General features: G+C 65.9%; 15 protein-coding genes. 11 read left to right on the top strand and 4 right to left on the bottom strand.

What is annotated here, in order from left to right; translation table 11 throughout:
• Window positions 1–252 precede the first annotated feature (252 nt).
• From JFC13_RS08595 to JFC13_RS08580, 4 genes are read left to right on the top strand one after another with little or no spacing between them, the layout of a single operon-like run.
• Window positions 253–765 (top strand): (2Fe-2S)-binding protein, encoded by a 513-nt coding sequence (locus tag JFC13_RS08595; RefSeq protein WP_198396678.1) that lies wholly within the window; start codon window positions 253–255, stop codon window positions 763–765.
• Complete coding sequence (locus JFC13_RS08590) at window positions 762–1,796, top strand: FAD binding domain-containing protein (protein WP_198396677.1); 1,035 nt, start codon at window positions 762–764, stop codon at window positions 1,794–1,796. The genes JFC13_RS08595 and JFC13_RS08590 overlap by 4 nt, the downstream gene beginning before the upstream one ends.
• Complete coding sequence (locus JFC13_RS08585) at window positions 1,789–3,861, top strand: xanthine dehydrogenase family protein molybdopterin-binding subunit (protein WP_198396676.1); 2,073 nt, start codon at window positions 1,789–1,791, stop codon at window positions 3,859–3,861. Before JFC13_RS08590 ends, JFC13_RS08585 begins: the two co-directional genes overlap by 8 nt.
• A gap of 22 nt (window positions 3,862–3,883) precedes the next feature.
• Window positions 3,884–4,573: a nucleotidyltransferase family protein gene (locus JFC13_RS08580; RefSeq protein WP_198396675.1), complete on the top strand. Its 690-nt coding sequence runs from the start codon at window positions 3,884–3,886 to the stop codon at window positions 4,571–4,573.
• Here JFC13_RS08580 and JFC13_RS08575 read toward each other — a convergent pair.
• The 4 genes from JFC13_RS08575 to JFC13_RS08560 all read right to left on the bottom strand — a co-directional run bounded on the left by JFC13_RS08575 (window position 4,539) and on the right by JFC13_RS08560 (window position 7,844).
• A complete protein-coding gene (locus JFC13_RS08575) occupies window positions 4,539–5,690 on the bottom strand; it encodes an XdhC family protein (protein WP_198396674.1) in 1,152 nt (383 codons plus the stop codon). The two genes, JFC13_RS08580 and JFC13_RS08575, sit on opposite strands and share 35 nt — an antisense overlap.
• Before the next feature lie 104 nt (window positions 5,691–5,794).
• The gene (locus tag JFC13_RS08570; RefSeq protein ID WP_198396673.1) at window positions 5,795–5,953 is read right to left on the bottom strand and encodes a hypothetical protein; all 159 of its coding nucleotides are present in this window, start codon (window positions 5,951–5,953) and stop codon (window positions 5,795–5,797) included.
• 14 nt (window positions 5,954–5,967) lie between these two features.
• Window positions 5,968–6,429, bottom strand: a complete 462-nt coding sequence (locus JFC13_RS08565) for an alcohol dehydrogenase catalytic domain-containing protein (protein ID WP_332839366.1) — start codon at window positions 6,427–6,429, stop codon at window positions 5,968–5,970.
• 74 nt (window positions 6,430–6,503) lie between these two features.
• Entirely contained in the window at window positions 6,504–7,844 is a 1,341-nt protein-coding gene (locus tag JFC13_RS08560) for a hypothetical protein (protein ID WP_232488381.1), read from the bottom strand.
• A gap of 31 nt (window positions 7,845–7,875) precedes the next feature.
• Between JFC13_RS08560 and JFC13_RS08555 the strand changes: the two genes are divergently transcribed.
• Genes JFC13_RS08555 through JFC13_RS08525 form a run of 7 tightly spaced genes read left to right on the top strand, consistent with a single transcriptional unit; the run spans window position 7,876 to window position 13,502 of the window.
• Complete coding sequence (locus JFC13_RS08555) at window positions 7,876–8,556, top strand: glycosyltransferase family 2 protein (protein WP_198396670.1); 681 nt, start codon at window positions 7,876–7,878, stop codon at window positions 8,554–8,556.
• Window positions 8,553–9,230, top strand: a complete 678-nt coding sequence (locus tag JFC13_RS08550; protein WP_232488380.1) for a TIGR04282 family arsenosugar biosynthesis glycosyltransferase — start codon at window positions 8,553–8,555, stop codon at window positions 9,228–9,230. Before JFC13_RS08555 ends, JFC13_RS08550 begins: the two co-directional genes overlap by 4 nt.
• Window positions 9,227–9,880 carry a class I SAM-dependent methyltransferase gene (locus JFC13_RS08545; protein ID WP_198396669.1) on the top strand — a complete coding sequence of 218 codons (654 nt, stop codon included), beginning with the start codon at window positions 9,227–9,229 and terminating at the stop codon, window positions 9,878–9,880. The genes JFC13_RS08550 and JFC13_RS08545 overlap by 4 nt, the downstream gene beginning before the upstream one ends.
• A 3-nt stretch (window positions 9,881–9,883) precedes the next feature.
• The gene (locus tag JFC13_RS08540; protein ID WP_198396668.1) at window positions 9,884–11,110 is read left to right on the top strand and encodes a molybdopterin-dependent oxidoreductase; all 1,227 of its coding nucleotides are present in this window, start codon (window positions 9,884–9,886) and stop codon (window positions 11,108–11,110) included.
• Window position 11,111: 1 nt separating this feature from the next.
• Window positions 11,112–11,654 carry a hypothetical protein gene (locus JFC13_RS08535; protein WP_198396667.1) on the top strand — a complete coding sequence of 181 codons (543 nt, stop codon included), beginning with the start codon at window positions 11,112–11,114 and terminating at the stop codon, window positions 11,652–11,654.
• Window positions 11,647–12,462, top strand: a complete 816-nt coding sequence (locus JFC13_RS08530; RefSeq protein ID WP_198396666.1) for an S-methyl-5'-thioadenosine phosphorylase — start codon at window positions 11,647–11,649, stop codon at window positions 12,460–12,462. Before JFC13_RS08535 ends, JFC13_RS08530 begins: the two co-directional genes overlap by 8 nt.
• A complete protein-coding gene (locus tag JFC13_RS08525; RefSeq protein ID WP_198396665.1) occupies window positions 12,459–13,502 on the top strand; it encodes an NAD-dependent epimerase/dehydratase family protein in 1,044 nt (347 codons plus the stop codon). The genes JFC13_RS08530 and JFC13_RS08525 overlap by 4 nt, the downstream gene beginning before the upstream one ends.
• Window positions 13,503–13,537: the final 35 nt, after the last annotated feature.

The following is a 13,537-nucleotide window of genomic DNA, read 5'->3' as shown; positions in this document are numbered from 1 at the left end:
TCGCAGATGAGTGCCAGCTGGAGATGGTGACACCCCGGCCCGCAATGATACTGACCAATTGTCACTCTAACTCACGTCCGTCTCGAGATGACCGGCATTTCCCCGATCTGATGACTGCCCGGTTGTCTGACACGGGTGTTCCGAACGCGCGGGTGTCTGATAGCCCAGCTTGTCCGCGACGACCCCTTGTCCACCTCCCGCAGCGGGGGTAGGTTTGACGGACGTCGACAACGCTGTCTGGAGGCGGTTCTCGTGGACCATCCGCTGAACCTCACCGTCGACGGCCAGGAGCACACGCTGGCCGTGGACCCCCGAACCACTCTGCTCGATGCACTGCGCGACCGACTGGGGGTGATGTCTCCCAAAAAGGGCTGCGACCATGGTCAATGCGGCGCATGCACGGTTCTGGTCGACGGCCGCCGGCTGAACTCCTGCCTGGCGCTCGCGCTGTCCCATGACGCTGCTGCCGTCACGACCTCCGACGGCCTGGCCACAGACGGTGAACTCTCCCCGCTGCACCGCGCATTCCTCGAACAGGACGCTTTCCAGTGCGGCTACTGCACTCCGGGCCAGGTCTGCTCGGCCGCCGGCATGCTGCAGGAGGCGGCCGACGACGCCCCGAGCGTGGTCACTGAGGATCTGGAGGCTCCGGTCGACCTCACTGATGAGGAGATCCGCGAGCGCATGAGCGGCAATCTGTGCCGGTGCGGAGCCTACGTCAACATCGTCGCGGCCGTCAGCCAAGCCGCCGAGGAGTCGCGATGAACCCCTTCGACTACATACGCACCACCGACACCGCTGACGCCGTCGCCGTGCTCACCGAGCGACCAGACGCAGTGTTTCTGGCAGGCGGAACCAACCTCGTCGATCACCTCAAGCTCGGTGTCACGGAACCGGGACTGGTCGTCGACATCAACGGCCTGGACCTCACCGACATCGAGGTCCTCGATGACTCGGGACTGCGCATCGGTGCGATGGTGCGCAACAGCGATGCCGCCGCCGACATGCGAGTCCGCCGCGACTATCCGATGCTCTCGCGAGCCCTGCTCTCAGGTGCCTCCGGTCAGCTGCGCAACGCAGCGAGCATGGGCGGCAACCTCCTCCAGCGCACCAGATGCGTGTACTTCCAGGACACCTCGACGCCGTGCAACAAGCGCGAACCCGGCTCCGGCTGCTCGGCCATCGGCGGCTACACCCGCTACCACGCGATCCTCGGCGCCTCACAGGACTGCGTTGCGACCCACCCTTCAGATATGGCGGTCGCGCTGGCCGCTCTCGACGCCACTGTCGTCGTCCTCGGTCCTCACGGTGAGCGCCGGATTCCGGTCGACGAACTCCATCGGCTGCCCGGCGAGCAACCCGAGCGGGACACGATCCTTGAGCACGGGGAGCTCATCACCGCCCTCGAACTCCCTCCCCCACGCGCTGGACGCTCGACGTATCGAAAGATCCGTGACCGTGCGTCCTACGCCTTCGCGCTGGTCTCGGTCGCCGCCACGGTCGACGTCGATGACTCGGGACCGAAGCCGGTGATCCGCGAGGCCGCGATCGCTCTGGGTGGCGTCGCCCACAAACCCTGGCGTGCACGCGCCGCCGAGGCAGTGCTGCGAGGCGCGGAGCCGAACGAGAAGACGTTTCTGCAGGCCGCCGATGCTGAACTCGCGGCCGCCGAGCCCTTGGAAGGCAACCGCTTCAAGGTCCAGATGGCGCGCGGTGCGATCACGACGGTGCTCACCGAGCTGACCGGCGGCCCGGAGTCGAAGCTGGACGACACCACGGAGGACGCTCATGAGTGATCTGCTGGCAACCTCAGCCATCGGCACCCGGCAGGTGCGTCTGGACGGACCCGACAAGGTCCGCGGTCGCGCCACCTACGCGTACGAGCACCCGGTCGATGACCCTCTCTACCTCTGCCCCCTCCTGGCGATGATCGCGCGGGGACGCGCAGCCACCATCGACACCTCCGCGGCCGAGGCAGCAGACGGGGTCGTGCATGTGCTCACCCATGAGAACGCACCGGCCCTGCAGAGCACGGATGACGCGGAGCTGGCGATCCTGCGCTCTCCGGAGATCGGATTCCGCGGACAGTACCTCGGTGCTGTCATCGCCACCACCCCGGAGCAGGCCCGCCACGCTGCGGACCTCATCACCGTCAGCTACGTGCAGGAGGACCATGATGTCGAGCTGCGGGAGGACCATCCTGCTTCCCGTCCTCCGGAGTCCGGCGGCGGGGACGTCACCGTCGGCGATGTCGACTCGGCCCTCGCCGAGGCTGCCGTCAGCATCGATCAGCGCTACAGCACTCCCATGGAGCACAACAACCCCATGGAACCGCACACCACCATCGCCCGCTGGGACAGAGGCGAACTGACGCTGTGGACGTCGACCCAGGGCGTGCACCCCACACGGTCGACACTGGCACCCATCCTCGGTCTTGAGCCTGACCAGCTTCGCATCGTCTCCCCGCATGTGGGAGGGGGCTTCGGCTCCAAGGGCGTGCCCCACGCCGATATGATGCTGGCCGCACTCGCGGCCAAAGCGGTGCCGGGACGTCCCGTGAAGTACGCAGTGACCCGGCAGCAGATGTTCTCGATCACCGGCTACAGGGCTCCGACCCTGCAGCATATTCGTCTGGGCGCACGAGCCGACGGCACGATCACGGCCTTCGCCTTCGACGCGGTCTCCATGTCGTCGCAGACCAAGGAGTTCCCGGAGGAGGCGACGAAGCCTGCCCGCATGATGTACGCAGGCGACAATCGCCGCCTCACCCAGCGAGTGGTCCCTCTGGATGTGCCCGTGCCCTCGTGGATGCGAGCTCCCGGGGAGGCCCCGGGCATGGTCGGGATCGAGATCGCCATGGACGAACTTGCTGTGGCCAGCGGAATCGACCCGATCGAGCTGCGTGTGCGCAACGACCCCGAGAACGACCCGGACACGGGGTTGCCGTTCAATCAGCGCCGTCTCGTGGACTGCCTCCGCGAAGGAGCGGAGCGCTTCGGTTGGGACGAGCGAAGTTCTCAACCGCGCACTCGGCGGGACAACGGCTGGCTCATCGGCATGGGTGTCGCCTCCGCCACCTATCCGGCAGGCAGGCAGCCCGGCTCTGTCGCACGGATCCGCCGGACCTCTGATGGCTACGAGGTGGCCATCGCGGCCGCGGATCTGGGCACCGGCACCTGGACTGCCCTGACCCAGGTCGCAGCGGACTCCCTTGACGTTCCCATCGAACAGGTGGAGCTGCAGATCGGCGACACCGACCTGCCGAATGCGACTGTCGCCGGCGGCTCCACCGGGTTGGCGAGCTGGAGCGCCGCGGTCCTCGCCGCCGCCGAGACGTTCCGACGCGAGCATGGAACCGACCCCGCATCCGGAGCCCAGTCGCAGGGTGAGGCACAGGCGAACCCGGCAGCAGAGAAGTTCGCTCTGCACTCCTTCGGTGCTCATTTCGCCGAAGTCCGCATCCACGCCGCCACCGGCGAGATCCGTGTCAACCGCATGTTCGGAATGTTCTCCGCCGGACGGATCGTGAACCCGCGCACCGCTCGTTCACAGTTCATCGGCGGGATGACCATGGGCCTGGGAATGGCCCTTCATGAGAAGGGCGAGCTCGATCCCCGGTTCGGCCACGTCGTCAACCACGACCTCGCCGAATACCACGTTCCCGTCAATGCCGACGTTGCTGAGATCGAGGCGGCTTGGCTCGACGAGGAGGACCCGCAGGCCGGTCCGCTCGGGGCGCGCGGGATCGGGGAGATCGGCATCGTGGGTGCGGCGGCGGCACTCGCAAATGCCGCTTATAACGCGACCGGGGTGCGGGTGCGCGATCTGCCGCTCTTCGGTGACGCGTTCCTGCCCCGATGACGGCGAAACTCGACCTGCCACGATGACTGCGAGCCCCGACCAGGAGCCGTCGATCAACTCTGCAGCCTTGCAGGGCCCGTGCGGGCTCGTCCTCGCCGCCGGCGCAGGTCGTCGATTGGGCTTGGGACCGAAGGCACTGCTGCGCAGCAACGGCCGCACCCTCGTTGAGTCCCTCGTGGACTCCTTGCTCTCAGGAGGCTGCTGCAACGTCACGGTCGTCACCGGAGCCGGAGCCGAGGAGGTCGCGACCCTTCTGAAAGGCCGGGATCATGTCCGATTGGCTCACAATCCTGAGTGGGATGAGGGACTGGGTTCATCGCTGCGCCGCGGCCTGGACTCGATCGGCCCTGGACGCACTGTCCTGGTGACGCCCGTCGACCGACCTGGCATCTGCCCGGCGGAAGTCGAACGCGTCATCGCCGCTCATCGTCCGGGCGCCATCACCGCGGCCGCCCATCGTGATCGGAGCTGGCGGCTGCACCGTGGACACCCTGTTCTCTTCGATGCGATCTGGACCGCCGAGGTGGCCGCTGCCGCCCACGATGACATCGGTGCTCGCGAGCTGCTCATCGCCCACCGTGACATCGTTGCGCTGGTCGACTGCAGCGACCTCGATGACGGCGACGACATCGATGTGCCCGCGGATCTGCATCTTCTCGACCGACTGGATCGCACGGTCAGTGAGGGTGCAGTGCCCCCGACCGGCAGCTGAGGGGCACTGCCTGCGTCCTGCCGCCTCGCACAGCGAGGATCTCCGCGAGAATCGAGACGGCCACCTCGGCGGGCGTCATCGCGTTCACATCGAGACCGATCGGAGAGTGCAGCCGCTCCAACGCTCTGCTGTCGACTCCTGCCTCCTGCAGGGCACTGCGTCGGTCGCGGTCGCTGCGGCGTGAGCCCATCGCCCCGACATAGGCGACGTCGAGGTCGAGCGCACGGACCAGTGTGGGGATGTCGACCTTCGGGTCGTGGCTGAGGACGCAGATCATGCTGCGCTCATCGACCGCTCCCAAGTCGGCAGCTTCGGTGAGGAAACGGTGCGGCCAGGCTCGGACCACCTCGGCGCCGGGAAACGACATCGGGCCGGTGAAGGCGGGGCGGGGATCGCACAGCGTGATGCGGTGGCCCAGTGGCAGGGCAGCTTCCACCAGGGCCCGCCCGAAGGCGTTCGCTCCGATGATGACCAGGTGGGCCGGTGGTATCCGGGTCTCGATGAAGAGGTCGATCGGATTGCGGTTGCCTTCGGCCGCAGCGATGCGGACTGTGCCCGTGCTCCCGCTGCGGATCATCGACTCAGCATGCCTGACCGCGGAGTCGAGCGCCGAGGGCGGGACGACCGTGCCCAGACCCGCGGCAAGAGAGCCCGCAGCTCGTCCGGAACTCTCCTTGAGTGCGTCTTCGCTGACGGCAAGGGCGCTGGAGGACTCATCGTGGTCGGCAGCAGGAAGTCGCATCACCATCGCGATCGGATCCTGCTGATCGGTTTCCTGTCGCAGATCCGAGCGAGCGGCTCTGAAGGGCTGGACGAGCACGTCGATGCTGCCACCGCACATCAGACCGACGGCGAAGGCATCATCATCGCTGTAGCCGTATCTCTGAACTGTGGCCGCTCCGGTGGCGAGCGCCTCTCGGCAAGCTTCGAGGACGGCGCCTTCGACGCATCCTCCTGTGAGGGAACCGTGGATCTCATCTGCAGCGTCGACCAGCATCGAGGTCCCCACCGGCCGCGGCACCGAACCATCGGTCCCGACGATGGTCGCGACCACAACGTCCTGCGGTTCCTCCGCATCGTAGAGCCGCTGCTGTGCGGCGGTGAGGACATCCAACATGGTAGGAGCCTATACCCTGTGTTTCATCGCATCATGTGGCACGAGGAGCGCGACCTCGGCACCGATGACGGGTGCCTGAGTCTCGTCCCGGAGTGCGCTCGTGATCAGAATTCCAGGACGAGTCGCCCGCGGACGCCGCCTGCCTCCAAGCGACGATGCGCTGCCGGAGCCTGGTCTTGGGAGAATGTCTCCGCCACCTGCAGTGAGCGTTCCGTCCTCAGCGAGTTGGCGGAGCTCATCGAGTTTGCCGTGCTCTCGTGCATAAGCGCTCCGTCGATCACGCCAGACACACCGTCGGGGTACCGCTCTCGTACGAGCTGCGGGAAGTCGTCGCCTCGGCGTACCCGCCCATCGTGCCGGCTGCACCGGTCACCGCGAGCACGCTGCCCTTCTCAAGCCCCAGGGTATCCAGCGCCAGACGGGCGGTGAGCCCATTCATCGGCAACGTGGCCGCCTCCTGGTGGTCGAACCCGTGCGGGGCGCGGGCGACTGACTCGATGGGCACGGCGATATGGTCCGAATAGGCACCGTGCGCTCCTGTAGGCGCGACCACTGCCATCACATGGTCGCCGACTGCGAGATCGGTCTCAACGCCGTCTCCGAACTCCTCGAGGACTCCGGCGGCGTCCATCCCGGGCACACGCACCTGGGACTCCTCTTCGGTTCGCCGAACACGTGTGCCGCTGCGAAGCATGGTGTCGGTGGGATTCACAGACGCCACATGAACGCGAGTCGCCACTTCGCGGCTAGCCTCGTCACGTACACCGCGACCGTCCGTTCATCCGATGGATGTCCACTCCGAGTGCAGAACCTTCACCACTGCGTCGTCAAGAGGTACTCGATGGCGACCGCGGATGCCATCTGTGTGGCAAGCAGTGGCCGTTGCCAACGCAGCGGCAACAGCGATGGCAACACCAATGTCCAGATTGTGAATGGCAACCAGATTCGTTCGACCTCGGCTTTGCTCATGCCCGACAGCGTCGCCACCAGGATCGAGACGAAGCCGGCGCAGCCCAGGACAGCGACCACACGCCGCCCCCTGTCGGCCCCCCGCCACGCTTCGGCGATGCCGCGGGGAAAGGCCGCCCATACCGCCAGTCCGCTGGTGAAGGTCCAGGCGCCCAGGTTCGCCCACACCCAATAGCCGAATTGCCGTTTGTGTTGGATCCCGTCGTAATAGCGGGTGACCAGTACGGGGAACCCCTCCCACCACCGGAATCCGGCCAGGGTGAATGCCGCAACGACGAGCAGCGCGCCGCCGAGTGCCCAGGGCAGTGCCGTCCACCTGCCGCCGAGATAGATCACAGCGATGGCGAGGATCCCCAGCAGCAGCAGTCCGTAGGAAAGATAGACGCACAGGCCGAGTAACAGCCCTGCGGGGAGACCAAAGCCGATCAGTCGTGAGCTGCGGTCTGTTGTCGCGGCCAGCGCCAGAAGCGCCAGTCCCCAGGCGGCTACTGCCGTAAACAGCGCATCAGCGGACACGCCCATCCAGATCGCCGCGGGTGCGGCTATCAGCCAGGGCGCTGCACGGCGGGCGAACTCCTGCGAGGCCAAGGTCTTGACGGTCAGGAGAACTGCGACGACTGCGGTGCAACCGAGAGTCATGACGATGACACCAGCTGTGTACGGGTCCTCGATGCCGATCCGGTCGAGCAGGATGAAGAACAGCGTCGCGCCCGGTGGATGCCCGGCAATGTGAATGGGCCAGTGGTCGGGCGCACGCAGAGGCACTTTTTCGATGAATCCGGACAAGAACGCGGGGATCGAGGAGACTTCTTTGGCATCGACGAAGTATTCACTGGGGCGTGCAAACACCTTGCTGACGCTTTCCTTGCCGCCGACATGAGCCAACGCGGCCGTCCACAGCCAGGATCCGGCGAAGACCGCAGCCAGATAGGGGCCCCAGTTCAGTGCGGAGCTGATGCGTCGCCAGCACAGAAACCCGGTCAGTGCCACGAGCACCGGCAGCACCAAGGTGGGTGCCGGCTCAGGTGTCCATCTCGCCTTCAGGGGAGGCCAGTTGATGAAAACATCCGTTCCCGTCGCGCGCGGCCAGGCAATGGCGGCGGCGACCAATCCCGCGCCGATGAGTGTGCTGACTATCGCTGCGGTCCAGGCCCGGCGGGAAAGTAAGGATGCTTGCGTGGGCACGATCACATTCTAACACTGGTAGTGTCACCTTATGGATGATCCTCTCGCACGTGAGCCGCTTGCCTGCACTGTGGTGATTCCGTGCCGCGACGAGGCGCTGGCGTTACCCGGCGTCTTCAGCACCATCCCCGATGGCATGAACGTGATCGTCGTGGACAACGGGTCGGTCGATGGCACCGCCGAGGTCGCCCGCAGCCTGGGCGCCGAAGTCGTGTACGAGGATGTCGCCGGTTACGGCGCTGCGGTTCACGCCGGAATCCTCGCGGCCAGGGCGCCCTTGGTGGCAGTGCTTGATGGCGATGGTTCGATGGATCCTGCCGACCTGCCCGAGCTGGCTTCGGTCGTGAGCAAAGGGGCGGCCACGATGGCGATCGGACGCCGAAGACCAGAGGGAAACGGCGTCTGGCCCTGGCATGCACGAGCCGGAACAGCTGTCCTGGCCTGGTGGATCCGACGCAGCAGCGGCTTTGGTGTGCATGATCTGGCTCCGATGCGGGTCTGCCGCCGGGACGACCTTCTTGCGTTGGATATCACCGACCGACGGTTCGGCTATCCGCTTGAGCTCATGATCAAGGCCTCGCGGGCGGGCTGGACTGTGCACGAGAGGGACATCGTCTACCGCAGGCGTGCGCGAGGCACGAAGTCCAAGGTTTCCGGAACGCTGCTGGGGACGTGGCGGACCATCTCTGATTTCGCAAGGGTGCTGACATGAGCGCACCACCGACAATGCTGGTGGTCGCCAAGGCGCCGGTTGCCGGCCAAGCCAAAACCAGATTGGCGACAACTGTCGGGGATCAGGCGGCAGCACGGATCGCCGCGGCTTCGCTGCTGGACACGCTGGACGTCGTGGGCGGTCTGGGGTGGCCCGTGGTCATCGCGATAACCGGTGACCTCGCCGAGGCGGCAAAGTCAGACGAACTCGCCTCGGCATGTGGCAGGCACCGCGTCATCGCCCAGCGCGGAGGCTCCTTCTCGGCCCGGCTCGTTGCCGCTCACCACGACGCCGATGCCGGCAACGGGGTCGTCCAAATCGGTATGGACACACCCCAAGTCACCGCAGAGAGCCTGCAGACGGCGGCAGCGGCATTGGAATGCCATGACGCAGCGCTGGGCCTGGCTGAGGACGGAGGTTGGTGGATACTGGCAGCACGAAGCCCCCGTTGGACGTCCTGCCTGGACACGGTGGCGATGTCGAGGCCTGATACCGGCGTTCTGACCAAGGCGGCGCTCGTCCGCAGCGGCGCCCGGGTCGCCTCCGTTCCCGTCATGGCCGATGTCGACTACTGGGAGGACTCACACGCGGTCGCTTCCCTCATTCCGCACAGCCGTTTCGCCGCCGAGGTCGCCCGGGCAGGCGAACGTGAACAGATTGGGTCCCAACCATGACAGAAACCATTGACTTCGCACCCCTGGACGCTTTGAACGCGGCCATGGCGGGCCACGCATGCGACGTAATCAGGGCCGATGGCACAGCGACCCGATTGAACGTCCAGCAATGGACGAGTGCGCCCGACGCGACGGACCATGCACTGTTCTTGGACCACTGCACGGGTCCGACCCTCGATGTCGGCTGCGGTCCAGGGCGTCTGACGGGGGCCCTGACTGCGCGCGGCAAGAAGGCCCTGGGCATCGACATCTCCCTCGCCGCAGTGAAATTGGCCCAGGAACGCGGGGCGGTCGCAGTTCACATGAATGTCTTTGATGACGTGCCCGACGAAGGCTGCTGGCAGGATGCTCTGCTGGCCGACGGAAATGTCGGGATCGGCGGCGATCCGGTCCGACTGCTGCGGCGGATCCGTCAGCTGGTGCATCCGGATGGGTCTGTCCTGGTCGAGGTCGATGCCCCCGGGACGGGACTGGTGCATGAAAGTGTTCGATTGCGCGTCCAGGGACAGCTGACCGGAGCGTTCAACTGGTCGCAGGTCGATACTGAGGCCATTGCCGAGGTTGCTGCTGCAGCAGGCTTCCACGGTTGCCGACTGCACCAGCATGAGGGCCGGTTCATGGCCGCGCTGACGCGTGACGGGCACGCCTAGCCGATGCGCTGGCGCAGTCCGATCCGAGGGCCGTGGCTGACCTCGGTGTTCGGTGCGGTGCTGCTGGCCGCGCTGCCGGTGGTTACCTTGACCGGTCTGCTCTCCTACCTGGCATACGCACCACAGCTGGGCCAGGCTATACCGGGGGACGTGGGCTGGCTGAAGCTGCCGACTTTCCAGTGGCCCACCAGTCCTGCCTGGCTCTATCAACTCAACCAGGGGATCCACGTCGTCCTCGGCATGGTCATCATTCCAGTGGTGCTTGCCAAACTGTGGTCGGTGACACCGAAGCTGTTCACATGGCCGCCGGTACGCTCTCCGGCGCATGCCCTCGAACGGCTGTCCCTGCTCCTCCTCGTCGGCAGCGTCCTGTTCGAATTGGCCACAGGTGTGTTGAACATTCAGTACGACTACATCTTCGGGTTCAGCTTCTACGCAGCGCACTATTTCGGGGCGTGGGTGTTCATCGCGGCATTCATAGCCCACGTGTGCCTCAAGCTGCCGAGAATGATCGAGTCTCTGCGCTCCCGGTCCCTGCGCACTGAGCTGCGCACTCCCCTGGCCGAAACTCACCCGGAGCCGCCCGATGCCGATGGGCTGGTGTCATCTGACCCGGCACCGCCGACTATGAGCCGCCGCGGTGCCCTGGCCCTTGTCGGTGGAGGTTCCGCACTTGTGCTCCTTCTCAGCGTCGGCCAGACGATCGGCGGAGTGCTCCGGCCGTTGTCCGCGCTGCTGCCTCGGGGACGCGTGCTAGGTGACGGGCCCAATGACTTTCAGGTCAACCGGACGGCCGCGGCCGCGCGCATCAGTCCCGACGACACGGGCGAGGTCTGGCGTCTGACTCTGCGCGGCGGCGACGGCGACGTCTCATTGAGCCGGCCGCAGCTGCTGGCAATGCCCCAACACACCGCTGACCTGCCGATCGCGTGTGTGGAGGGATGGTCGACAACGCAGACGTGGACCGGCGTCCGATTGGCCGACTTGGCACGTCTGGCCGGAGTCGGCGAACCAGCCTCGGCACAGGTGGAATCACTTCAGAGATCCGGCGCATTCAACGATGCCGCCTTGCAGCACAACCAGGTACTCGACCCGGACTCGCTGCTCGCCCTGCGCGTCAACGGGGCAGACCTATCGCTCGATCACGGCTTTCCCGCACGGATCATCGTTCCAGCCCTGCCCGGTGTGCACAACACCAAATGGGTGCGCTCCATCGAGTTCAGGACCTGATATGCCAGCACACCCCGGATGGTTCGAACAGATCTATGGAGCCCGAGCTCGGCACCTGCTGGTGCTGACCGGGTGCTTCCTTCTGGCCGGATACGCGGTGCTGGAGCTGGGCCCGGATCAGCTGTTCGACTCGGACGTATGGTGGCAATCCCCTGCCGTCTGGTTTCTGGGCGGGGCCATCGTCGTCGACCTCGTACTGTTTCCGCTCTGCTCCGCGGCGGACCGTGTGCTCAATGCCGTCCCCCGGGCTGAGCGGAGACCCCGGAGACGTGGCCTGCGGGTGCCAATCGTCAACTACATCCGGGTACCGGTGCTGGCCAGCGGACTGCTGCTCCTGCTGTTCTTCCCCGGCATCATCGAGCAGGGCAAGGGCAGCCACCTGGCTGCCACGGGTCACACCCAGGATCCGTTCCTCGGACGCTGGCTGTGGCTCACGGTCCTGTTCTGCTGCCTCAGTGTCCTGGCATACTCAATCCGTTACGGCGCAGGCCGTCTGAGAACAATGCGAACAATGAGAACAATCGAAAGAGAGCGTGATGACTGAATCACCCGACATCGCCATCATCGGCGGCTCCGGCTTCTACACCTTCCTCGATGACCCACAGGAGATCGACGTCGAAACGCCCTTCGGCCCGCCATCGGCGCCCATCGCGACCGGCAGGTTCGAACACGGGGACACGAGCCGTGCCGTGGCGTTTCTGCCCCGGCACGGACGAGGCCACGAATTCCCTGCGCACCGCGTGAACTACCGCGCCAATATGTGGGCGCTGCGCAGCCTCGGAGTACGGCAGATTCTGGCGCCGTGCGCAGTCGGCGGACTCAATACGGACCTAGGGCCCGGCTCACTGGTGGTTCCGGACCAGCTGGTCGACCGGACGTATGGCCGGGAGCAGACGTACTTCGACAGGGGCGCCTGCCACGTCTCATTCGCGGATCCGTACTGTCCCAGGCTGCGCACGGCCCTGCTGGACGGGCTTGCAGATGACCACGAACCGCCGGTCGACGGCGGAACCATGGTGGTGATCGAAGGTCCGAGGTTCTCCACCCGCGCTGAGTCCCAGTGGTACGCAGCACAGGGCTGGGACGTCGTGAACATGACCGGCCAACCCGAAGCGATCCTGGCGCGTGAACTCGAGCTGTGCTATGCGACTGCAGCTCTGGTGACCGACCTCGACGCGGGCATCGACTCGACGCACGCCGTCGACCAGCGGGAAGTCTTCCGGGTCTTCGCCGAGCACACCGAAAAGCTGAAATCGAGTCTGCGAACAGTGATCGCTTCCCTATCGGCCGAGCGTTCATGCAGCTGCTCCCAGTCGCTGGCAGGAATGACACTGCCGGTGGAGCTGCCATGAAGGTGCTGTTGACCGGCGCGGCCGGTTTCATCGGACGACACATCGCCGAGGCGGTGACGGCGGCCGGTCACGAAGTCACCGGCGTCGACATGCTGCTTCAACAGGCCCATGGGAAAACCGCAGTGCTGCCCGCAGGTGTGGTGCACGGCGACATCCGTGATCCGATTCTGCTCGATGAGCTGCTGGCCGAGGTCGACGTCGTGTGCCATCAGGCCGCCACGGTCGGCAACGGCGTCGACGCCCAGGACCTGCCCGGCTACGCCACCCACAACGACCTCGGCACCGCTGCTCTTCTGGCGGCGATGGCCCGCTCCGGAACGAAGCGATTGGTGCTGGCTTCCTCCATGGTCGTCTACGGTGAGGGAAGATACACCTGCCCCGACCACGGCGATGTGCCCCCGGCCCCCAGGCAGGACAGAGACCTGCAGCAGGGCCTGTTCGATCCTCGCTGCCCGCACTGCGGAGGAAGAATCGAGCCACACCTGATCAGCGAGGATGCGGTCTTCGCTCCACGCACGGCCTACGCCGCGTCGAAAATCGCGCAGGAGCACTATGCCGCTGCCTGGTGCACATTGGAATCGGGCCACGCCATCGCGCTGCGCTACCACAATGCCTATGGGCCCGGCATGCCGGCGGACACACCCTACTCAGGGGTCGCAGCCATCTTCCGCTCGGCACTCGAGCGCGGTCAACCGCCCCAGGTATTCGAGGACGGCAACCAAATACGCGACTTCGTCCACGTTGCCGACCTCGCCCGCGCGAACGTCGCCGCCATCGAAGCGGTCGGGGCGCACAGTCCTGGGGTGAGGGCTTACAACATCTGCTCGGGACAGACCTATACCATCGGCGACATGGCCCGACGATTGGCGACGGTGATGGGTGGGCCGGAGCCGGTGGTCAACGGCAAATATCGGGCCTTCGACGTCAGACACGTAGCGGCCTCGCCTCGGGCTGCCCTCGAAGACTTGGGATTCAAAGCGCGTATCGGACCTGACGAGGGCATCGCCGAGCTCGCGACGGCACCCTTGCGCCACCGATAGGGCGCTTTCCCTCGGGTTGACCGACTCGTCCCCCA

Source organism: Brevibacterium antiquum, assembly GCF_016107655.1.
Lineage (GTDB): Bacteria > Actinomycetota > Actinomycetes > Actinomycetales > Brevibacteriaceae > Brevibacterium > Brevibacterium antiquum.
This window is presented reverse-complemented; position numbering and strand designations above follow the sequence as displayed.

Coding starts and splice junctions, on each gene's coding strand:
- JFC13_RS08590 (WP_198396677.1), top strand. CDS start 762: ATGAACCCCTTCGACTACATACGCACCACCGACACCGCTGACGCCGTC.
- JFC13_RS08585 (WP_198396676.1), top strand. CDS start 1,789: ATGAGTGATCTGCTGGCAACCTCAGCCATCGGCACCCGGCAGGTGCGT.
- JFC13_RS08580 (WP_198396675.1), top strand. CDS start 3,884: ATGACTGCGAGCCCCGACCAGGAGCCGTCGATCAACTCTGCAGCCTTG.
- JFC13_RS08575 (WP_198396674.1), bottom strand. CDS start 5,690: ATGTTGGATGTCCTCACCGCCGCACAGCAGCGGCTCTACGATGCGGAG.
- JFC13_RS08570 (WP_198396673.1), bottom strand. CDS start 5,953: ATGCACGAGAGCACGGCAAACTCGATGAGCTCCGCCAACTCGCTGAGG.
- JFC13_RS08555 (WP_198396670.1), top strand. CDS start 7,876: ATGGATGATCCTCTCGCACGTGAGCCGCTTGCCTGCACTGTGGTGATT.
- JFC13_RS08550 (WP_232488380.1), top strand. CDS start 8,553: ATGAGCGCACCACCGACAATGCTGGTGGTCGCCAAGGCGCCGGTTGCC.
- JFC13_RS08545 (WP_198396669.1), top strand. CDS start 9,227: ATGACAGAAACCATTGACTTCGCACCCCTGGACGCTTTGAACGCGGCC.
- JFC13_RS08540 (WP_198396668.1), top strand. CDS start 9,884: ATGCGCTGGCGCAGTCCGATCCGAGGGCCGTGGCTGACCTCGGTGTTC.
- JFC13_RS08535 (WP_198396667.1), top strand. CDS start 11,112: ATGCCAGCACACCCCGGATGGTTCGAACAGATCTATGGAGCCCGAGCT.
- JFC13_RS08530 (WP_198396666.1), top strand. CDS start 11,647: ATGACTGAATCACCCGACATCGCCATCATCGGCGGCTCCGGCTTCTAC.
- JFC13_RS08525 (WP_198396665.1), top strand. CDS start 12,459: ATGAAGGTGCTGTTGACCGGCGCGGCCGGTTTCATCGGACGACACATC.